The organism is Streptomyces sp. NPDC022552 (assembly GCF_055561875.1).
The window spans coordinates 1-20372 of sequence record NZ_JBVHGJ010000016.1 but is presented as its reverse complement, the minus strand read 5'-3'; the positions used below and the strand labels follow the sequence as shown (position 1 = coordinate 20372).

16 protein-coding genes are annotated in these 20372 nt (G+C 68.4%); 9 read left to right on the top strand and 7 right to left on the bottom strand.

The genetic code is table 11. From position 1 onward, the window contains the following. Positions 1 to 8: 8 nt before the first annotated feature. The 5 genes from ACZ3OF_RS30770 to eccCa form a co-directional block, all read right to left on the bottom strand. Positions 9 to 740: a hypothetical protein gene (locus ACZ3OF_RS30770; protein ID WP_467308038.1), complete on the bottom strand. Its 732-nt coding sequence runs from the start codon at positions 738 to 740 to the stop codon at positions 9 to 11. Then, the gene (locus ACZ3OF_RS30765) at positions 737 to 1285 is read right to left on the bottom strand and encodes a hypothetical protein (protein ID WP_467308036.1); all 549 of its coding nucleotides are present in this window, start codon (positions 1283 to 1285) and stop codon (positions 737 to 739) included. Before ACZ3OF_RS30765 ends, ACZ3OF_RS30770 begins: the two co-directional genes overlap by 4 nt. Before the next feature lie 100 nt (positions 1286 to 1385). Next, positions 1386 to 3548 carry a hypothetical protein gene (locus ACZ3OF_RS30760; protein WP_467308034.1) on the bottom strand — a complete coding sequence of 721 codons (2163 nt, stop codon included), beginning with the start codon at positions 3546 to 3548 and terminating at the stop codon, positions 1386 to 1388. A gap of 11 nt (positions 3549 to 3559) precedes the next feature. Then, positions 3560 to 3994 (bottom strand): hypothetical protein, encoded by a 435-nt coding sequence (locus ACZ3OF_RS30755; protein ID WP_361681219.1) that lies wholly within the window; start codon positions 3992 to 3994, stop codon positions 3560 to 3562. An 89-nt stretch (positions 3995 to 4083) separates the two neighbouring features. Further along, positions 4084 to 8037, bottom strand: a complete 3954-nt coding sequence (eccCa, locus tag ACZ3OF_RS30750; protein ID WP_467308031.1) for a type VII secretion protein EccCa — start codon at positions 8035 to 8037, stop codon at positions 4084 to 4086. Between the two features lie 172 nt (positions 8038 to 8209). Here eccCa and eccD point away from each other — a divergent pair, with 172 nt between their 5' ends. From eccD to ACZ3OF_RS30720, 6 genes are all read left to right on the top strand, one after another. Further along, positions 8210 to 9685, top strand: coding sequence for a type VII secretion integral membrane protein EccD (eccD, locus tag ACZ3OF_RS30745; RefSeq protein WP_361681214.1), 1476 nt, complete (start codon positions 8210 to 8212; stop codon positions 9683 to 9685). Between the two features lie 186 nt (positions 9686 to 9871). Continuing rightward, positions 9872 to 10162, top strand: a complete 291-nt coding sequence (rpsO, locus tag ACZ3OF_RS30740; RefSeq protein WP_331917982.1) for a 30S ribosomal protein S15 — start codon at positions 9872 to 9874, stop codon at positions 10160 to 10162. A 280-nt stretch (positions 10163 to 10442) separates the two neighbouring features. Beyond that, complete coding sequence (locus ACZ3OF_RS30735) at positions 10443 to 12662, top strand: polyribonucleotide nucleotidyltransferase (RefSeq protein ID WP_361681212.1); 2220 nt, start codon at positions 10443 to 10445, stop codon at positions 12660 to 12662. Further along, a complete protein-coding gene (locus tag ACZ3OF_RS30730; RefSeq protein WP_361649600.1) occupies positions 12659 to 14038 on the top strand; it encodes a M16 family metallopeptidase in 1380 nt (459 codons plus the stop codon). Before ACZ3OF_RS30735 ends, ACZ3OF_RS30730 begins: the two co-directional genes overlap by 4 nt. A 17-nt stretch (positions 14039 to 14055) precedes the next feature. Then, positions 14056 to 14808: a 4-hydroxy-tetrahydrodipicolinate reductase gene (gene dapB / locus ACZ3OF_RS30725; RefSeq protein WP_361681209.1), complete on the top strand. Its 753-nt coding sequence runs from the start codon at positions 14056 to 14058 to the stop codon at positions 14806 to 14808. 5 nt (positions 14809 to 14813) lie between these two features. Next, entirely contained in the window at positions 14814 to 15266 is a 453-nt protein-coding gene (locus tag ACZ3OF_RS30720) for a tetratricopeptide repeat protein (protein ID WP_361603428.1), read from the top strand. Positions 15267 to 15291: 25 nt separating this feature from the next. On the opposite strand, the gene ACZ3OF_RS30715 is transcribed toward ACZ3OF_RS30720, so the two are convergent. Continuing rightward, a complete protein-coding gene (locus ACZ3OF_RS30715; protein WP_361681207.1) occupies positions 15292 to 15855 on the bottom strand; it encodes a hypothetical protein in 564 nt (187 codons plus the stop codon). A gap of 95 nt (positions 15856 to 15950) precedes the next feature. Further along, entirely contained in the window at positions 15951 to 16190 is a 240-nt protein-coding gene (locus tag ACZ3OF_RS30710; protein WP_361681204.1) for a hypothetical protein, read from the bottom strand. 188 nt (positions 16191 to 16378) lie between these two features. On the opposite strand from ACZ3OF_RS30710, the gene thyX reads away from it, so the two are divergent. The 3 genes from thyX (at position 16379) to ACZ3OF_RS30695 (ending at position 20003) form a co-directional block, all read left to right on the top strand. Further along, a complete protein-coding gene (gene thyX, locus ACZ3OF_RS30705) occupies positions 16379 to 17119 on the top strand; it encodes an FAD-dependent thymidylate synthase (protein WP_361681201.1) in 741 nt (246 codons plus the stop codon). A 178-nt stretch (positions 17120 to 17297) separates the two neighbouring features. Beyond that, positions 17298 to 18197: a 4-hydroxy-tetrahydrodipicolinate synthase gene (dapA, locus tag ACZ3OF_RS30700; protein ID WP_361681198.1), complete on the top strand. Its 900-nt coding sequence runs from the start codon at positions 17298 to 17300 to the stop codon at positions 18195 to 18197. A gap of 120 nt (positions 18198 to 18317) precedes the next feature. Continuing rightward, the gene (locus ACZ3OF_RS30695) at positions 18318 to 20003 is read left to right on the top strand and encodes a ribonuclease J (RefSeq protein ID WP_361603414.1); all 1686 of its coding nucleotides are present in this window, start codon (positions 18318 to 18320) and stop codon (positions 20001 to 20003) included. Positions 20004 to 20372 lie beyond the last annotated feature (369 nt).

Below are 20372 nucleotides of genomic sequence, written 5' to 3'. Positions count from 1 at the left end.
ATCGTCTTTCACTGTTCCGTGGAGAGCGGCTTCACCACTGGCTCCTCGGCCAATGGCTGGTTCTCACAACCGAGGACTTCCGTGGCCTTGCGCGCCATGTAGTAGAGGAACGCCATCTGCTGATCCTGCGTGCCGTGGTCCTTGACCGGACCAAGGTTCACGGTGAACGAGGCGTCGGCGTGGAGAAGAAACTTCTTCGACCGTGCGTTGAGGTCACCAGGCATGTCGCACGGGACATAGATGTCCGTACTGACGTCGTGGGACTTCCCTGTCGCGTCGGCCAGACGGTAGTGGCGGGTGCCGTCCGGGTTCTTGCCCGTCTCCGCGTCGGCGAGGGGCACCCAGCTGTATTCGATGGAAGCTTGGCCGTCTCCGTGCTGACGGTCCGGGAAGAACTCGCACTGCCTGAGGCGATGGGTCATCCATTTTTCCGGGTACCCGCGCAGGTTGATGTGCATCTTCTCGACGAAGTCAGGGGTTCGGTTACTGATTCGGTCCGTGAAGGTTTCCGCCCTGATCACCTGGCGCAACAGCTCTGCCTCGGCGGATTCGGAAGAGATGTCGCACACGTAATTGTCAGGATGTGCTGCCTGAGGCGGCGTTTCGCTGGTGCATGACGTCACGGTGAGGAAAGCGGCGATGGCCAAGAGCGGCCATGACGCGCGTTTTCGCGCGGCCGTCCCTGGTTCGCACCGCTGTCCCGCCATGTCCTGGACGTTCTCGCCCCGGTCGAACGTCACGATCCAGCGCTCTCAGTTCGAACGACAGGCTCCTTCTTCAGCGGATCACCCTCGCAGCCCAAGGCGTCTGTGGCCCGACGAGCCATGAGATAGGCGAAGGAAATTTGTTGTTCCTTCGTCTCCGGAGCGACCTTGGTGCCCATGAGGACAGTGTTCGAGAGATCTGCCTGGAGCAGCATGCCGTTCGAGGCCTTGGCGTCGGCTCCAGGCAGGGCGCACGGCACGCGGAGCTGCGAGCTGATGTCGTTGGCCTGGCCCTTCACCCCATTGAGGTCGTACCGGCTGACCGTGCCCGGCAGCTGTCGGCCGGCGAAGTCCTTCGGCACCCAGTAGAACTCGAGGCGGGCAGCCTTGCTTCCCGTCCCTTCCTCCGGCTTGAACCTGCAGGCGTCCACGGTGGAGGTCGCGTTCCCCGGTGTCTTCTGGCGTAGATCGGCGAGGAGCCGATCCGCCAGGTCCGAGGTGTTCTCGAAGGAGGTCGTTTCCACTCGATCCGTGCCGAGCAGATCGTGGAGCAGCCTTGCCTCGCTGGATCCGGCGGTCACGCTGCACGGCTCCTCGACGGGTGCCGCGGAGTCGTCGTCGGATCCGCACGCGGTCACCCCGATGGCCATCGCTGCGATTACGGCGGGCCAGGCCCGGAAACTAGTGGTGAAGATGCGTCGTGGCAGCGTTCCGCCCGGCGTCGTAGCCGTCATTGGCACTGTTCTTGGCCTCCTTCCAAGCGCCGTCTCCCTGGATGCCATTCTTCTCTCCCCAAGCGTCGAAGAGGCGGTTGGTGCCCTCCATGCCCCTCGCGTAGTTGGTGCTGCCGTCCTTCTTGCCCTGTTCCTCCGCCGCGTCGGTGATGTCCTTGACCCACTCGTATTTGACGGTGTCGACGATGGCGCCGGCGGCCGAACCGGCGAACGGGATCTCACCGACGACGCTGTTGACGCCATTGGCCGAGTACTCCGCGGTCGTCTCGGCCCATTCGGTCTTGTCGTCCACCTTGTCGCGATAGACGTCGGCACCGATGCCGTTCAGTGCGCCCATGGCCGCACCGACGTCCCGGCCGCGGTCGTTCCAGTCCGCGCTCGAACCGTGCACCTTGTCGCCCTCGAACGCGGGAGCACCGGCGAGCTGACTGGCCGAGTACGCACGCTCAGCCTCGTACAGCAAGGCGTAGGCCTCGCTGTCGTCGGAGACTCCGCGCATGACACGGACGAGGCTTCCCTGCCCCACCGCGATGTTCGCCTTGTCGCCCGATCCGTTGATGCCGTCGTTGCCGTCGATCCCGCCGTAGGCAGACTCCTGACCGCCCAGGATGACGTGGGTGTCGGCCACGTAGTCGGCCATGGCGTGAGCCATCGGCTTCTGAATGTTCGCCAGGTCCTCGGGCCACTTGTCGCCGTTCATCTCGGAGTCGAGGTACCTGATGGCGTGATGCATGACCCGCGCCTGCCCCTCGGTGTGTCCGCCGACCGGGCCCGGCTTCTCGCCCGGCTCGTGGCCCGTCGCCGCCGCCTGAATGGCGTTGCCGAGGCCCGTGGCCTTTGAGGGGTCATCCATGAACTGGGGAGGCCCATAGATGTTGTTCATCCCCTCCTTCGGCCACTCCCGATCCGTGAGCAGGAACTTCAGGTGCTCGTTCTCGTTACCCGGAGCCTTGGGGTCGAGGAAGTACTCGGCGTCCGCGGGGTCCTTGCTCATGATGTTGAGCAGGCCGTCCAGCGGGTCGGCAGCGACGTTGGGGCGCTTGACGTCGTTGAAGTGCAGCCAGTTGTCAGGGTCCTTCTTCTCGATCTCGATCATGTCGTGACCGAGCTCGTTCAGGAACTCCTTGCCGTAGCCGTCCGGGTTCCCCTGGTTCATGAGGGTGACGAGGACCTGGTACCCCTGCGTGGGGACCTGCCCGCCGGTGACGTCCTTGTCGCCGAGGCCCTTCAGACCATCGACGAACGGCCGGTACGCGTAGCTGTTCGGGTCCTTCGTCCCCGAGGCGATCGTGTCCGCGAGGCCGGCGTTGATCGAGTTGTACAGCTTCTTGTCCGCGTCCGAGATGCCCCGCTCGTTCGCCGCCAGGTTCATCTCGTCGGCGATCTTCAGGGTGTCCTTGGCCCCCAGGCCGTGCAGGTACGCCTCGCTGAAGTGCTTGTCCTTGGCGTTCTTCTCGAGGATGTCGCGGTACTGCTCCAGCTCCTTCTTCGAGGCGTCGCCGTTGCGCACCTTCTCCGAGAGGGCGAGCGCCTCCACGGCCTCCACGTCGCCCACCGGCTTGGAGTTGAAGCCCAGCGGGGCCGTGCCGTCCGCGCCCGACGCGTTCAGGAGGGCGGTCTTGACGTCCTGGTCGAACTCCGTGACTGCCTTGACCGCGTCGTTGATCTTCTTCGTGTACGACTGCTCGACCGAGTGCAGTTCAGGGTCGTGCTTGATCGTGTAGGCCTCCTTGTCGGTGACCTTGCTGAAGTCGAAGCTCGCGTTGCCGGACTCGGAGACCTTCATCCCGGCGTCGACCGCCTCCTTCACGGCGGTCGTCACCCGGCTCTTGAGCTCCGTGAGCGTGCTGTGGGCATCCCGCAGCAGCGACTCCATCGCCTTCGCTTCCTTCTGCGCGGCGTCGAGCTCGTTGCGGGTGATGCCGAGGTTGACCGCACCGATCTGCTGGGCCTGGCCGGTCCACAGCGGGTTGCCCGTGGCGACCTTCTGGACCTCCTTCTCGTACAGGTCCTCGACCTTCTTGAACTTCTCCGCCATGCTCTTCCAGCCGTCGGCGGCGGTGCTCAGCTTGCCGAGGTCGGTCTTCATGATCTCTTCGTACGTCGGCATCGCGATTCCCCCTACAGTCCCGAGACCTTCGACTGTGCCGGGGCGAAGCCGTACCCCGTCACGATGTCGTTGCTCTGGAACAGCGTCGACGCGCCCCGAAGAGCGCCCTTCTCCGATTCCAGCCGCGCGTTCAGACGCTTCACCTGACTGTCCCAGTGTTCATGGGCCTTCTTCAGTCCGGCGGCCGTCTCCCAGCCCTTGAACTCGGCGACGGCACCGCTGGTCGATTCGTCGGCCGCGTCGGCGGCCGACTTCACGTCCGGCTGGATGTGGTTCTCGATGGCGTTGGCGGCCGCCTTCTTCTTCGCGGGCGTGGTCGCCAGGTCGGCGGGTCCGGTGCCCCCGCCACCTCCCCCGTCCGCGGGGAGCTGGTTGAGGCGTGTGTTCGCCGACTGGTTCTCGATCGCGGCGTTCTTCGCCTGGGTCCACTCGTCGTTGAACGACATTGATTCCCCCTCGCTGGGTTAGGGCGATGTTTGCAGTGATGAAGTGTCCACGTCCATTGGTGACGACGTCACGGGCCGCCGCGCAGTTCTCACCTCTCCGGCATCCGTCCCGTCTGCACCAGCGACGAGCCGCCCCGGCGCCCCACGAAGAAGCCACGCCCCGGCGGCATCGGCCGCGGCCGGGCGCTGCCCAGGAGGTCGCCCTCCTGCGGGTCGCCCGACAGGACCACGCCCTGCGCGCCGAGCTCCTTGATGCGCTGCATGAACGCCTCGTACATCGAGCGCGAGGCCCCCGCGCTGTTGCGCGCGATGATGAACCGGACGCCCGTGTCCCGGGCGAAGGGGAGGTACTCCGCGAGCGCGGCCAGCGGGTTGCCGCCGCTCGTCGCCACCAGGTCGTAGTCGTCGACGACGATGAAGACCTGAGGCCCCGACCACCAGCTGCGGTCCCGCAGCTGCTGCGGGGTCACGTCCTGCGGAGGCTGGCGCCGGGCGAACACGCCGGCCAGCGCCTCCATGTGCATCTGCATCGAACTCGCCATCGGCGCGTACTCGAGCAGGTGCTCCTCCGGCAGGCTGCCGAGCAGCGCGCGCCGGTAGTCGCCCACGACGAGCTTGGCCTCGTCGGGGGAGTACCGCTCCGCGATCTGCTTGGTGATCAGCCGCAGCAGGTTCGTCTTGCCGGACTCGCTCTCGCCGAAGATCAGGAAGAACGGATCGGTGTCGAAGTTGACGAACACGGGCTCCAGCCGCGTCTCGTCGATGCCGATCGCGATGCCGTGCTGAGGGAACTCGAAGCCCTTCGGCAGTTGGTCGGCCGGCAACTTGTGCGGCAGCAGCCGGACGGACGGCGCCACCTGCCCCGTCCAGGAACCCCGTACAGCAGCGACGAAGTTCGCCGTACCCACCGAGAGGTCGCTCGCCGAGCCCGAACCGTCGATCCGCGGCAGCGCTGTCATGAAGTGGAGCTTCTCCGGCACCTGGCCACGACCGGGCACCCCCGTCGGGACGTTCGCCGCCACCTTCCGGTCGAACTCGGAGTCCATCACGTCACCCAGACGCAGCTCCAGACGGCTCAGCATCTGGTCCTTGATCGCTGCCCGCACCTCCATGTACCGGGCGGCGGTGATGACGACGTGGATGCCGTACCCGAGACCGCGCGCCGCGATGTCGGAGACGATCCCCTCCAGCATGTCGTACTCGCCCCTGAAGCCGCCCCAGCCGTCGATGATCAGGAACACGTCGCCCCAGGCCTCGCCGGGCAGTTCACCCGCGGCGCGCTTGCGCCGATAGGTGGAGATCGAGTCGATGGAGTGCGAGCGGAAGAACTCCTCGCGCCGGTTGAGTACGCCGAGCACCTCCGCGACCGTACGCCGAACGCGCTCCGGATCCAGCCGGGACGCGACCCCTCCGACGTGCGGCAGATCGGCCAGCGACGCCATGCCGCCACCGCCGAAGTCCAGTGCGTAGAACTGCACCTCGGCGGGCGTGTGGGTCAGGGCGAACGACGAGATCAGCGTCCGCATCAGCGTCGACTTGCCGGACTGCGGACCGCCGACCACCATCATGTGGCCGGCCGCGCCCGAGAAGTCCCGGTACAGGACCTCGCGCCGCTGCTCGAAGGGCTTGTCGATCAGGCCGAGCGGCACCGTCAGACCGCCGGGGCGGGTGTACTCGGTCGCCGTCAGACCGCGGTCCGCGGTCGGCGCGAGCCCCGGAAGAAGCTGGTCGAGCGACGGAGCCCGGTCCAGCGGCGGCAGCCACACCTGGTGGGCGGGCACGCCCTGTCCCTCCAGCCGGCGCACGATCACGTCGAGGACGGTGTCCGCCAGGGCGTCGTCCTCCTCCTCGCGCTGCGCCGCCAGATACGCCGGGTCGGGCGCCGCGTACACCACCGGCACCGGAGTCGCCGTGAAGACCGCCGGCCGCCGCTCGATGGGCAGCTGTCCGGCCGCGAGCCGCGGCCCGCCCGTGCGGTACGCCCCGGAGACGTACGCCGCCTTGAACCGGGTCATCTCGTCCGTACCGAACTTCAGATAGCCCGAACCCGGCACCGACGGCAGGTGGTACGCGTCCGGCACGCCGATCGCCGTGCGGGACTCGGCCGCGGAGAACGTCCGCAGACCGATCCGGTACGACAGGTACGTGTCCAGGCCGCGGAGCTTGCCCTCCTCCAACCGCTGCGAGGCCAGCAGCAGGTGCACACCCAGCGAGCGGCCGATGCGGCCGATCTGGATGAACATGTCGATGAAGTCCGGCTTCGCGGTCAGCAGCTCGGAGAACTCGTCGATGACCAGGACCATCGACGCCAGCGGCTCCAGTGGCGCACCGGCCGCCCGCGCCTTCTCGTAGTCGTGGATGTTGGCGTAGTTGCCCGCCGAACGCAGCAGTTCCTGACGGCGCTGCAGCTCACCGCGGATCGCGTCGCCCATGCGGTCCACGAGCGTGAGGTCGTCGGCGAGGTTGGTGATGACGGCGGCGACGTGCGGCATCTGCGACATGCCCGCGAAGGTCGCACCACCCTTGAAGTCCGCGAGGACGAAGTTCAACGTCTCCGAGGAGTGCGTCACCGCCAGACCGAGGACCAGGGTGCGCAACAGCTCCGACTTTCCGGAACCGGTCGCGCCCACGCACAGACCGTGCGGGCCCATGCCCTCCTGTGCGGCCTCCTTGAGGTCCAGCATCACCGGCTGGCCGTCCTCGCCGACACCGATCGGCACGCGCAGCCGCTCGGCCACCGACCGGGGCCGCCAGGTCCGTGCCACGTCCACCGAGGCCGCGTCGCCCAGGTTCAGCAGATCCGTGAAGTCCAGGTTCGCGAGCAGCGGTTCGTCGTCGTCCCCGCCGCCCATCCGCAGCGGCGCGAGCTGTCGCGCCAGCGCCTCGGCGGCAGGCAGCGAGATCCCGTCCGGCACACCCTCGTACGCGAAGCCGCCGCCCGACTCCAGGCGCAGCCGCCCGGGCCGTACGACCACGGAAAGACCGCCGCGCGGCTCGTCGAGCTCCCCGGAGATCACCTCGACGATGGTCACGCCCTGCAGACCCTCGGGCGCCGCGAAGAGCGAGTCCGGCGGCACCATCCCGCCGTCGAGCACCACCACGACATGCGGCTGGTCCAGGACCGGCTGGTTGTCGCGGCTGAACCGCGGCCGCCCGTCGAGCCGCGAGCGGATCATCGACTCCAGCTCACCGAGGTCGTCGCCGAACAGCCGCTTGCTGCCCGCGCCGTCGATCTGCCCGGCCACCTGCGTGTGCGGCAGCCACTTCGTCCAGTCCCAGCGCTCCTGCGCGCCCCGAGCCGCGACCACGACCACCATCAGGTCGTCGGGGGAGTGCAGTGTCACCAGCTGGGAGACCATGCCGCGCGCCGCCGCGTGCGCCGCCTCCGGCTCCCCGGAGACCGTCACGTGATAGAAGGCGCGCATCGAGACGGCCATCGGCAGTCCGTCCAGCGAACCGTGCACGGCCAGGAACTGCTGCATCGCCCCCGCGCACAGCGGCTCCAGCTCGTCCACCGGCGCCGTGTCCGGCGCGACCAGGGGCGTCGCCAACTGCTGGGCGCCGAGCCCGATCCGTACCTGACCGAAGTCCTTGTCGCCCACGCGCCGTTCCCACACCCGCGAGCCCTCGGCCACCACCGACCACAACTGCTCGGGAGCAGGGTGCAGATACAGCTGCGCGTCCCGCTGCTTGCGCGCGGTGCGCCGGACCGTACGCCGGGTCTGAGCGAGGTATTTGAGGTAGTCGCGTCGGACATCGGCAATTTGCCCCTGCGTACCCTTCCGGAACCGCACGAGCTGGGCGATGACCATTCCGACGGTCGAGACGAGCATCAGGATGCCCATGATGCGCATGAACGGATGGGCGCCAGGCATGAAGAAGAAGACCACCGAGGAGCCCATGCCGAGCATCGGCAGGAGCTGCATCAACATGCCCTCCTGCTGCCCGCGCGGCAGTTCGGGAGGGGGCTCCAGGACCAGTTCCTCGCTGGGTACTTCCGGAGGAAGGGACCTCGGCGGGCGTTTGACGACGATCTGGCTCACCGGCGCATCAATCCCTCGTTACGGGCGGACTTCGTGCGGGAGTTCCGCACCGGCGCCCAGCGAGCGACGGCCTCCCCCATGAGACGGCGATCCTACTTGCAGCCTCCTCCGCCCGTCCCCGGTAGGGTGGCGCGCGCACTGTGCGCAACCGCGAATCAGGGGGTCCAGACACGTGAGTACGACCGCAGCGACCGGCTTCTGCCGTGTCACCGTCGTGGCGCCGGACAGTCGTATAGACGTCGCGCTCCCGGAGGACATCGCCGTGGCCGACGTCTACCCCGAGATCCTGCGGCTCACCGGTCAGACCCAGTCCGCCGGCACCCCCACCGGCTACCACCTCGTCCGGCGTGACGGCTCGGTCCTCGACGGGTCGCGCACCCTCGCCGCCCAGCAGGTCCTCGACGGTGAGGTCCTCTCGCTGCGGCCGTTCGCGCAGTCGCTGCCGCCCGCCGTCTTCGACGACGTCTCCGACGCCGTCGCCTCCGCCGTCACCCGCGACCGGCACCTGTGGAGCGACGACCTGCTGCGGGGGGCCGGACTCGTCGGCGGAGTACTGCTGTTGGTCCTGATGGGCTTCGTCCTCTGGTTCGCCGATCCCGTACGCCACGACATGCACAGCCTCCCCGGTGTCGTCGCCGGCGCGGTGGGCGTCCTGCTGACCGCCTTCGCCGGTGTACGGGCCCGCGTCTACGGCGACCGGGCCACCGCCGTCGCCCTCGGCCTCGGCGCCCTGCCGCTCCTGCTCATCGCCGGCTCCGGCATAGTCGGACCCGACGCCGGCCACGGCCCCGGACGCCTGCAGTTCCTGCTCGGCTGCCTCACGGTGCTGGTCGCCTCGGTCACCCTGGTCGTGCTCACCCCCAGCGGCGACGCCCCCTTCGTCGCGGCGACCTTCCTCGCCACCGTCGGCACCCTCGCCACCTTCCTGGCGATCGTCTCCGAGTCCTCGGCCACCGAGACGGCCGCCGTCTGTGCCCCGGTCGCCGTCGGCCTGGTCGCCTTCCTGCCCGGGCTCTCCGCCCGCTTCGCCCGGCTGCCCATCGGTTATGCCTCCCCGCGCAGCGCCCCCGACGACGAGTTCCACGCCGACCCGAACCGCACCGCCGACGAGGCCCAGCCCGTCGACGGCGAGCGCATCGCCCTCCAGGCCCGGCGCGGCCACGAGATGCTCCTCGGCCTCGTCGGAGGCTGCGCCGCCGTCGTCGTCGGCTCCGCCGCGGTCCTCGGCTTCGCCGGGAACGTCTGGGGTCAGCTCCTCGCCCTCGCCGCCGGCCTCGCGATGCTCCTGCGCGCCCGGCTCTTCCGCTACACCTCGCAGGTCGCCTGCGTCCTGGTCGCCGGTATCGCCGCGATCGCCCTGCTGATCCTCGGCCTCTCCCTGAACCCGCCGGCCGACCTGGTCAAGGACCTGCTGATCTACGGGGACCGCGGCGGCCTGGACATCCGTACGATCTGGCTCACCGCCGCCGTGGCCGCGGGCGCCGCCCTGGTCACCGCGATCGGCCTGATCATCCCCAGGAAGGGCCTCTCGCCCTTCTGGGGCCGCTTCCTCGACCTGACCGAGGGCTTCGTCCTGCTCTCCCTCGTTCCGCTCTGTCTGGCCGTCCTGGACGTCTTCATGGCGGCCCGCTCCCTCACCAGCAAGTAACGGGCACCCCGCCACCTGGTACGCTGTGTAACGGCCGTTTGTGTACGCGCTCCCGGACATGCCCGAATCCACGGATTCACCTTCTGGGAGCTGCGCTCATCGGACCTTCGCCTCCGAGTCACGGAAGCTCCCCTGAGACCAAGACCAGGGGCACTCGTGGGCGCACGAACACCAGAGGAGTACCGAGTGTCTCTCGACGCCGCTACGAAGAAGCAGATTTTCGCCGAGTTCGGCCAGAAGGAGGGCGACACCGGCTCCCCCGAGGTTCAGGTCGCGATGCTCTCCCGCCGCATCTCGGACCTGACCGAGCACCTCAAGCAGCACAAGCACGACCACCACTCCCGTCGTGGTCTGCTGATCCTGGTCGGCCAGCGTCGCCGCCTGCTGCAGTACCTGGCCAAGAAGGACATCCAGCGCTTCCGTACCCTGGTCGACCGACTCGGCATCCGCCGCGGTGCGGCCGGCGGTGCCAAGTAAGGACGCCGTGAAGGGAGCGGTTCCCACTTTTAGGGGGCCGCTCCCTTTGCTGTACGTGCGCGATGTACCGACCGGCACTTAGTCTGGTCACACAACGCCACATTCAAGAGCGAGAGGCCGCCGGCACGCCGCCGGTCCTCGGTAGTGGCCCCCGGACCCCACAATCCCGGGTGCTTCGATCGAAGACCGGCCCGCATCCGAAGGCGCGCTTCTCCTCCACCACCGTCCCCGGCCACACGGGCCGACGGACGAAAAGACGAACACGTAGGAGAAACCGCTAGTGGAGAACGAGACCCACTACGCCGAGGCCGTCATCGACAACGGCACCTTCGGCACCCGCACCATCCGCTTTGAGACGGGCCGCCTGGCCAAGCAGGCCGCCGGCTCCGCCGTGGCGTACCTGGACGACGACACGATGGTCCTCTCGGCCACCACCGCGTCCAAGAAGCCCAAGGACCAGCTCGACTTCTTCCCCCTCACGGTGGACGTCGAAGAGCGGATGTACGCGGCCGGCAAGATCCCCGGCTCCTTCTTCCGCCGGGAAGGCCGCCCCTCCGAGGACGCCGTCCTCACCTGCCGCCTGATCGACCGCCCGCTGCGCCCCTCCTTCAAGAAGGGCCTGCGCAACGAGATCCAGATCGTCGAGACGATCATGGCGCTCAACCCCGACCACCTCTACGACGTGGTCGCCATCAACGCCGCCTCCTGCTCCACGCAGCTGGCCGGCCTGCCCTTCTCCGGCCCGATCGGCGGCACCCGTGTCGCTCTGATCAACGGCCAGTGGGTCGCGTTCCCGACGCACACCGAGCTCGAGGACGCCGTCTTCGACATGGTCGTCGCCGGTCGCGTCCTGGAGGACGGCGACGTCGCGATCATGATGGTCGAGGCCGAGGCCACCGAGAAGACCATCGAGCTCGTCAAGGGCGGCGCCGAGGCGCCGACCGAGGAGGTCGTCGCCGCCGGTCTCGAGGCCGCGAAGCCCTTCATCAAGGTCCTCTGCAAGGCCCAGTCGGACCTCGCCGCCAAGGCTGCCAAGCCCACCGGCGAGTTCCCGGTCTTCCTCGACTACCAGGACGACGTCCTGGAGGCGCTCACCGCCGCGGTCAGGAGCGAGCTCGCCCAGGCGCTCACCATCGCCGGCAAGCAGGAGCGCGAGGCCGAGCTGGACCGCGTCAAGGAGCTCGCCGCCGAGAAGCTCCTCCCGGCCTTCGAGGGCCGCGAGAAGGAGATCTCCGGTGCCTACCGCGCGCTGACCAAGAAGCTGGTCCGCGAGCGGATCATCAAGGACAAGGTCCGCATCGACGGCCGCGGGATCACGGACATCCGTACCCTCGCCGCCGAGGTCGAGGCCATCCCGCGCGTGCACGGCTCGGCGCTGTTCGAGCGTGGCGAGACCCAGATCCTGGGCGTCACCACCCTCAACATGCTCCGCATGGAGCAGCAGCTGGACACCCTCTCCCCGGTGACCCGCAAGCGCTACATGCACAACTACAACTTCCCGCCGTACTCCGTCGGTGAGACCGGCCGCGTGGGTTCGCCCAAGCGCCGCGAGATCGGCCACGGCGCGCTCGCCGAGCGCGCCATCGTGCCGGTGCTGCCGACGCGCGAGGAGTTCCCGTACGCGATCCGTCAGGTGTCCGAGGCCCTCGGCTCCAACGGCTCGACGTCCATGGGCTCGGTCTGCGCCTCCACCATGTCGCTGCTGAACGCCGGTGTGCCGCTGAAGGCCCCCGTCGCCGGTATCGCCATGGGCCTGATCTCCGAGGAGATCGACGGCAAGACCCACTACGTCGCCCTCACCGACATCCTCGGTGCGGAGGACGCCTTCGGCGACATGGACTTCAAGGTCGCCGGTACGAAGACCTTCGTCACCGCGCTCCAGCTCGACACCAAGCTCGACGGCATCCCCGCCTCGGTCCTGGCCGCCGCGCTGAAGCAGGCCCGTGACGCGCGTCTGCACATCCTCGACGTGATGAACGAGGCGATCGACGTTCCGGACGAGATGTCCCCGAACGCGCCGCGCATCATCACCGTCAAGATCCCGGTGGACAAGATCGGTGAGGTCATCGGCCCCAAGGGCAAGATGATCAACCAGATCCAGGAGGACACCGGCGCCGACATCACGATCGAGGACGACGGCACCATCTACATCGGTGCCGCCGACGGCCCGGCCGCCGAGGCCGCCCGCGCCACGATCAACGGCATCGCCAACCCGACCATGCCGGAGGTCGGCGAGCGCTACCTGGGTACGGTCGTCAAGACCACCACCTTCGGTGCGTTCGTGTCCCTGCTCCCGGGCAAGGACGGCCTGCTGCACATCTCGCAGATCCGCAAGCTCGCCGGTGGCAAGCGCGTGGAGAACGTCGAGGACGTGCTCGCGGTCGGCTCCAAGGTCCAGGTCGAGATCGCCGAGATCGACCAGCGCGGCAAGCTCTCCCTGATCCCCGTGATCGCGGACGAGGACGCCGTCGAGGACGCGAAGGACGACACCGACCAGTGACGTCCCGTAGTTCCCGTGTGACGGCCCGCCCCTCTTCGGAGGGGCGGGCCGTCGCCCGTACCCAAACGCTTCTCCCGGGCCGGGACGGCATCGGCACGGTCCGCCGCACCACCCTCCCCGGTGGTCTGCGGATCGTCACCGAGACCCTTCCCTCCGTGCGCTCCGCCACCTTCGGCATCTGGGCGCACGTCGGCTCGCGCGACGAGACGCCCACGCTCAACGGCGCCACGCACTACCTGGAGCACCTCCTCTTCAAGGGCACCAAGCGGCGCAGTGCCCTCGACATCTCCTCCGCGCTAGACGCGGTCGGCGGAGAGATGAACGCCTTCACGGCGAAGGAGTTCACCTGCTACTACGCGCGGGTCCTCGACACCGACCTGCCGCTCGCCATCGACGTGGTCTGCGACATGCTGACCGGCTCGCTGATCCTCGAAGAGGACGTCGACGCCGAGCGCGGCGTCATCCTCGAAGAGATCGCGATGACCGAGGACGACCCGGGTGACGTCGTGCACGACCTGTTCGCGCAGACCATGTTCGGCGACACCCCGCTGGGCCGCCCGGTCCTCGGCACGGTCGACACCATCAACGCCCTCGACCGCGGCCGGATCGCCCGCTTCTACAAGAAGCACTACGACCCGACCCACCTGGTCGTCGCCGCCGCGGGCAACATCGACCACGCGACCGTCGTACGCCAGGTCCGCCGCGCCTTCGAGAAGGCGGGAGCCCTCTCCCGTACGGACGCGGTCCCCGTCGCCCCGCGCGACGGCCGGCGCACGATCCGCACCGCGGGCGCCGTCGAGGTCCTGGGCCGCAAGACCGAGCAGGCCCATGTCGTCCTGGGCATGCCGGGCCTCGCCCGCACCGACGAGCGCCGCTGGGCCCTCGGCGTGCTGAACACGGCCCTCGGCGGTGGCATGTCCTCCCGCCTCTTCCAGGAGGTCCGCGAGAAGCGCGGCCTGGCCTACAGCGTGTACTCGTACACCTCCGGCTTCGCCGACTGCGGCCTCTTCGGGGTGTACGCGGGCTGCCGCCCCAACCAGGTCCACGACGTGCTGAAGATCTGCCGGGACGAGCTCGACAAGGTCGCCTCCGACGGGCTGACCGACGACGAGATCGCCCGCGCCATCGGCCAGCTCTCCGGCTCGACCGTCCTCGGCCTGGAGGACACGGGCGCGCTGATGAACCGCATCGGCAAGAGCGAGCTGTGCTGGGGCACCCAGATGTCGGTCGACGACATGCTGGGCCGGATCGCCGCCGTCACCCCGGACGAGGTCCGCGAGGTCGCCCGTGATGTGCTCGGACAGCGGCCCTCGCTGTCCGCCATAGGGCCGCTGAAGGACAAGCAGGCGGCTCGCCTGCACGAATCCGTCTCCTAGAAGGAGTTCAGAGAGCAATGAGCAAGCTGCGCGTGGCGGTTGTCGGATCCAAGGGCCGGATCGGCTCCGAGGCCGTACGGGCCGTCGAGGCCGCCGAGGACATGGAACTGGTCGCGGCGCTCGGCCGCGGCGACAAGCTGGAGACGCTCGCCGAGGCGGGTGCCCAGGTCGTGGTCGAACTGACCACCCCGGACTCCGTGATGGGCAACCTCGACTTCTGCGTACGCCACGGTATCCACGCCGTCGTCGGTACGACCGGCTGGAACGAGGACCGCCTCGCGCAGCTGAACACCTGGCTCGCCGCCTCCCCGGAGACCGGCGTCCTGATCGCCCCGAACTTCTCCATCGGCGCCGTGCTGACCATGAAGTTCGCCCAGATCGCGGCCCCGTACTTCGAGTCCGTCGAGGTCGTCGAGCTGCACCACCCGCACAAGGTGGACGCGCCCAGCGGCACCGCCACCCGTACCGCCCAGCTGATCGCCGCCGCCCGTGCCGAGGCCGGCCTCGGCACCCAGCCGGACGCGACCGCCACCGGCCTGGACGGGGCGCGTGGCGCGGACGTCGACGGCGTCCCGGTGCACGCCGTACGGCTCCGGGGCCTGCTGGCCCACCAGGAGGTGCTGCTCGGCGGCGAGGGCGAGACCCTGACGATCCGTCACGACTCGCTGCACCACTCCAGCTTCATGCCGGGCATCCTCCTGGGCGCCCGTCGTGTCGTCTCCACCCCGGGCCTCACCTTCGGCCTGGAACACTTCCTGGACCTGGGCTGACGGTCATGGGTGGAAAGATCACGTACGTCTTCCTCGCCACCGTCCTCGTCCTCGTCTTCGGCGTGGTGGCGATGGAGGGCGTCCTGCTGCTGCTGACCGGCGAGCCCATCGCCATGGCCATGGGCGCGGTCGCGTTCCTGCTGCCCTGCGTGGGCGGCTGGTTCCTCTGGAAGAACACCGCCTTCGCGCGGAACGCGCAGCGGCTCGCCCGCGAACTGGAGGCCGAAGGCGGCCTGCCGGTGGACGAGTTGAAGCGCACGGCCGGCGGCCGTATCGACCGGGAATCGGCCGACGAGGTCTTCGCGCGGCGGCGTGCCGAGACCGAGGACTCCCCGGACGACTGGCGCTGCTGGTTCCGGCTCGCGGTCGCCTATCACGACGCCCGCGACACGCCGCGCGCCCGCAAGGCCATGCAGCGCGCGATCGCCCTGCACGCCGGCCGTACGGTCGGCGCGTAGGGGCTCCACGAGGGCGTCAGCGGGCTCAGTTCGCGGGAGTCGGCACGACCCCGTACTCGGCGTTCCACGCCTCGACGGTGTCCGCCGCGCGGTCGAACGCCTCGATACGGGAGAGGAAGTCGGCGTTGTGGTCGGTGAGCAGAGCGATCTGCTCACCACCCTGCCGTACGAGAATCAGGGCCTGGCCCTGCACGGTCCTGGGCAACCCCAGCCACCGCACGGGCTGCTGCGCCGTACGCACCTGCGCCACGCGCGTCCACGCCACCGTGGTGGTGGAGAAGAAGCCGACCCTGCGCACGCCGTGCCGGCTCACCCACGTGCCCACCCGCAGCATCCGCAGCGCGGCGACGATGATCAGGGCCGCCAGGGCGAACGTGACGACGGCACCGCTCATCGCGCCCGCGGCGACGATGATCACCGCGGCGAAGAGCACGAACGAGGCGAGCAGCAGCGCGAGCGCCGCCGCCCCGACGCGCCAGGGGCCGGGCCGGTAGGGACGACGCCACTGGTCGTGGTCGTCGAACGGCAGCGCGACGTCGTCGTCGGTCGCGTCAAAAGCGCGGTCGGCCGTCAGAAAAGGCAGGGGCACGACTGATCCTCACTCACAAGCACGCTCGAAGGGGCTGTGCCCGGTGAGGCTACCCAGGTGGTCTCGACCGGGCCACCTCAGGGGGGCCGTTCTGATCAGCGGCCGTCGGAGGCTTCGGACTGCTGACGGTGCCCCTCGGCCGCCCCCGACTGCATGGACGGCATTCCGAAGAGCAGCGATCCGACGAGACCGGCCACGACGGTCAGCCCGATCAGCGTACGGCCCGCTACCTGGGAGACGCTGAGGCGCTCCCTGGGCGGCGGAGTGACGTTACTGCGGAAGCGGTCGGCCTCAGCGACGAACGCGAACGGGACGGCCTCTCGCCGGCGGAACATCAGGGCCACTCTCCTCGGAACTCGTGTGGTGCGGTGTCACAGATACAGACGATCAAAGTCATCGTTCGGTGCCCGATTTCCCCGAATTGACCAAAGAATGTCGTCCGGGTGGGTGTGGGGATCCGCTGTCAGTGCCTCCCCGTAGAGTGGGCGCCGCCCGAGCGACGCACTTTGGAAGGACCCCGCCGGTGACCGACACCCCCGCAGCAGACCTCAAGCCCAGTTTCCGCAGCGATGTGACCGTCGAGCTGGTGAAGCACAGCGCCGCCGACTCGGACGTGCTGTGGGCGGCCCGCGTCTCCACGGCGGGTGAGCAGTCGCTCGAAGAGCTGCAGAAGGACCCGGAGCGGTCCAAGGGGCTCATCAACTACCTGATGCGGGACCGGCACGGCAGCCCCTTCGAGCACAACTCGATGACCTTCTTCATCAGCGCCCCGATCTTCGTCTTCCGTGAGTTCATGCGGCATCGCGTCGGCTGGTCGTACAACGAGGAATCGGGCCGCTACAGGGAGCTGGAGCCGGTCTTCTACGTCCCCGACGCCTCCCGCAAGCTCGTCCAGGAGGGCCGCCCCGGCAAGTACGTCTTCGTCGAGGGCACCGAGGCCCAGCAGGAGCTGACCGGCCGCGTCATGGAGGACTCGTACGTCCAGGCGTACGCGGCGTACCAGGAGATGCTCGCCGCGGGTGTCGCCCGCGAGGTCGCCCGCTCGGTCCTTCCCGTCGGCCTCTTCTCCTCGATGTACGCCACGTGCAACGCGCGCTCGCTGATGCACTTCCTCGGCCTGCGTACCCAGCACGAGCTGGCCAAGGTGCCGTCCTTCCCGCAGCGGGAGATCGAGATGGTCGGCGAGAAGATGGAGCAGCACTGGGCGCAGCTCATGCCGCTCACGTACGACGCGTTCAACAAGAACGGCCGTGTGGCCCCATAAAGCACAGATGTACGACGACGTCACGCGAAGTGTCCGTATTGCGACGTTTCACGAAGTTCATCTAGGCTGATCAAACGGACCCGGCACTGCTTGAACCCCCGAGCAGGCAGTGCCGGGCTCCCTTTCTCACGTCCCCCGAGGGGACACCGGGCGATGAGCAGCGAGTAGCGTGTTACCCATGGCTCCGATCTCCACTCCGCAGACCCCCTTCGGGAGGGTCCTCACCGCCATGGTCACGCCCTTCACGGCTGACGGCGCACTCGACCTCGACGGTGCCCAGCGACTCGCCGCCCATCTGGTGGACGCGGGCAACGACGGCCTGGTCGTCAACGGCACCACCGGCGAGTCCCCGACCACCAGCGACGCGGAGAAATCGGAGCTGGTACGAGCGGTACTGGAGGCGGTGGGCGATCGCGCCCACGTCGTCGCCGGCATCGGCACCAATGACACCCACCACTCCATCGAGCTGGCCCGCGCCGCCGAGCGCGACGGCGCGCACGGCCTCCTCGCCGTCACGCCGTACTACAACAAGCCCCCGCAGGAGGGCCTGCACCGGCACTTCTCGGCCATCGCGGACTCCACCGGCCTGCCGGTCATGCTCTACGACATCCCGGGCCGCAGCGGTGTCCCCATCGACACCGAGACGCTCGTCCGGCTCGCCGAGCACCCCCGGATCGTCGCCAACAAGGACGCCAAGGGCGACCTCGGCCGCGCCAGCTGGGCCATCGCCCGATCCGGCCTCGCCTGGTACTCCGGCGACGACATGCTCAACCTGCCGCTGCTCTCCGTGGGCGCCTGCGGCTTCGTCTCCGTCGTCGGCCACGTCGTGACGCCCGAGCTCCGCGCCCTCCTGGACGCCCACCTGAACGGTGAGGTCCAGAAGGCCACCGAGATCCACCAGCGGCTCCTGCCGATCTACACGGGCATGTTCCGCACGCAGGGCGTGATGACCACCAAGGCTGCCCTCGCCCTCCAGGGCCTCCCGGCCGGCCCCCTGCGCCTGCCCCTCGTGGAGCTCTCGCCGGAGGAGACCGCCCAGCTCAAGATCGATCTCGCCGCCGGCGGGGTAGAGCTGTAACTACAGACTTCACAACTGAATATCCGATCGACGAACGATCGACTGACAACAGCAAGTGCACGAATGTCATGCGCGCCACGTGCCCAAGCGGTACGTGGCGCGTGTGGTGAGGAGAGTCTTTTGAGTCATCCGCATCCTGAACTCGGCGCCCCGCCGAAGCTGCCCAAGGGTGGCCTGCGCGTCATCCCGCTCGGCGGGCTCGGTGAGATCGGCCGCAACATGACGGTCTTCGAGTACGAAGGCCGGCTGCTGATCGTCGACTGCGGCGTCCTCTTCCCCGAGGAGGAGCAGCCGGGCATCGACCTGATCCTGCCCGACTTCACCATCATCAAGGACCGCCTCGACGAGGTCGAAGGGATCGTGCTCACGCACGGCCACGAGGACCACATCGGCGCCGTCCCCTACCTGCTCCGGCTCAAGCCGGACATCCCGCTCATCGGCTCCAAGCTGACCCTCGCGCTGATCGAGGCGAAGCTGCAGGAACACCGGATCCGTCCGTACACCCTTGAGGTGTCCGAGGGCGACCGGGAGAACCTGGGCCCCTTCGACTGCGAGTTCATCGCGGTCAACCACTCCATCCCGGACGCGCTCGCGGTCGCCATCCGCACCCCCGCGGGCATGGCCGTCGCCACCGGCGACTTCAAGATGGACCAGCTCCCGATGGACGGCCGGCTCACCGACCTCCACGCGTTCGCGCGGCTCAGCGAGGAGGGCATCGACCTTCTCCTGTCCGACTCGACGAACGCCGAGGTCCCGGGCTTCGTCCCGCCGGAGAAGGACATCTCCAACGTCCTGCGGAACGTCTTCGCGAACGCCCCGAAGCGCATCATCGTGGCCAGCTTCGCCAGCCACGTGCACCGCATCCAGCAGATCCTCGACGCGGCGCACGAGTACGGCCGCCGCGTGGCCTTCGTCGGCCGCTCGATGGTCCGCAACATGGGCATCGCGCGCGACCTGGGATACCTCCGCGTCCCGGCGGGCCTGGTCGTGGACGTGAAGACCCTGGACGACCTTCCGGACGACGAGGTCGTGCTGGTCTGTACGGGCTCCCAGGGCGAGCCCATGGCCGCGCTGTCCCGGATGGCCAACCGCGACCACCAGATCCGGATCGTCCAGGGCGACACCGTGATCCTGGCGTCGTCGCTCATCCCGGGCAATGAGAACGCGGTCTACCGCGTGATCAACGGCCTGACCCGCTGGGGCGCCAACGTCGTCCACAAGGGCAACGCCAAGGTCCACGTCTCGGGCCACGCCTCGGCCGGCGAGCTGCTGTACTTCTACAACATCTGCAAGCCGAAGAACCTGATGCCGGTCCACGGCGAATGGCGCCACCTGCGCGCCAACGCCGAGCTCGGTGCGATGACGGGCGTCCCCAAGGACCACATCGTCATCGCCGAGGACGGCGTCGTGGTCGACCTGGTCGACGGCAAGGCCAGGATCGTGGGCAAGGTCCAGGCGGGTTACGTCTACGTCGACGGCCTCTCGGTCGGCGACGTCACCGAGACCCACCTGAAGGACCGCCGGATCCTGGGCGACGAGGGCATCATCTCGGTCTTCGTCGTCGTCGACGCCTCGACCGGCAAGATCGTCAGCGGGCCGAACATCCACGCCCGTGGCTCCGGCATCGAGGACTCCGCGTTCGACGCGGTGGTCCCGAAGGTCGAGCAGGCCCTGAACAAGTCGGCCCAGGACGGCGTCGTCGAGCCCCACCAGCTCCAGCAGCTGATCCGCCGCTCGGTCGGCAAGTGGGTCTCGGACACCTACCGCCGGCGCCCGATGATCCTCCCGGTGGTCGTGGAGGTCTGAGGGACGGCCCCTGACCCGGGTCTGACCAGCGCCAACTGAGAGCGGGGCGCCTCGATTTGCATCGAGGCGCCCCGCTCCAGTACGTTTACGGCTCCGCCAGCAAGGGAAGCCCCGACACCTTCGTGTGTCCGGATGGATGACCGAGCGGGGCGGGAAATCCGACTCAGAACTTCTGATAAAGTCGGATCAACGCCGGAAAGCGGATCGGGAAAACCGAGAAGCCGGAAAGCACCGAGGAAATCGGATCGGAAAGATCTGATAGAGTCGGAAACGCAAGACCGAAGGGAAAAGCCCGGAGGAAAGCCCGAGAGGGTGAGTACGAAGGAAGCGTCCGTTCCTTGAGAACTCAACAGCGTGCCAAAAATCAAC

Bases quoted from the DNA above. Each gene is read 5' to 3' on its own strand.
- ACZ3OF_RS30760 (WP_467308034.1), bottom strand. From the start codon at position 3,548: ATGCCGACGTACGAAGAGATCATGAAGACCGACCTCGGCAAGCTGAGC.
- ACZ3OF_RS30710 (WP_361681204.1), bottom strand. From the start codon at position 16,190: ATGTTCCGCCGGCGAGAGGCCGTCCCGTTCGCGTTCGTCGCTGAGGCC.
- dapB (WP_361681209.1), top strand. From the start codon at position 14,056: ATGAGCAAGCTGCGCGTGGCGGTTGTCGGATCCAAGGGCCGGATCGGC.
- ACZ3OF_RS30755 (WP_361681219.1), bottom strand. From the start codon at position 3,994: ATGTCGTTCAACGACGAGTGGACCCAGGCGAAGAACGCCGCGATCGAG.
- ACZ3OF_RS30720 (WP_361603428.1), top strand. From the start codon at position 14,814: ATGGGTGGAAAGATCACGTACGTCTTCCTCGCCACCGTCCTCGTCCTC.
- dapA (WP_361681198.1), top strand. From the start codon at position 17,298: ATGGCTCCGATCTCCACTCCGCAGACCCCCTTCGGGAGGGTCCTCACC.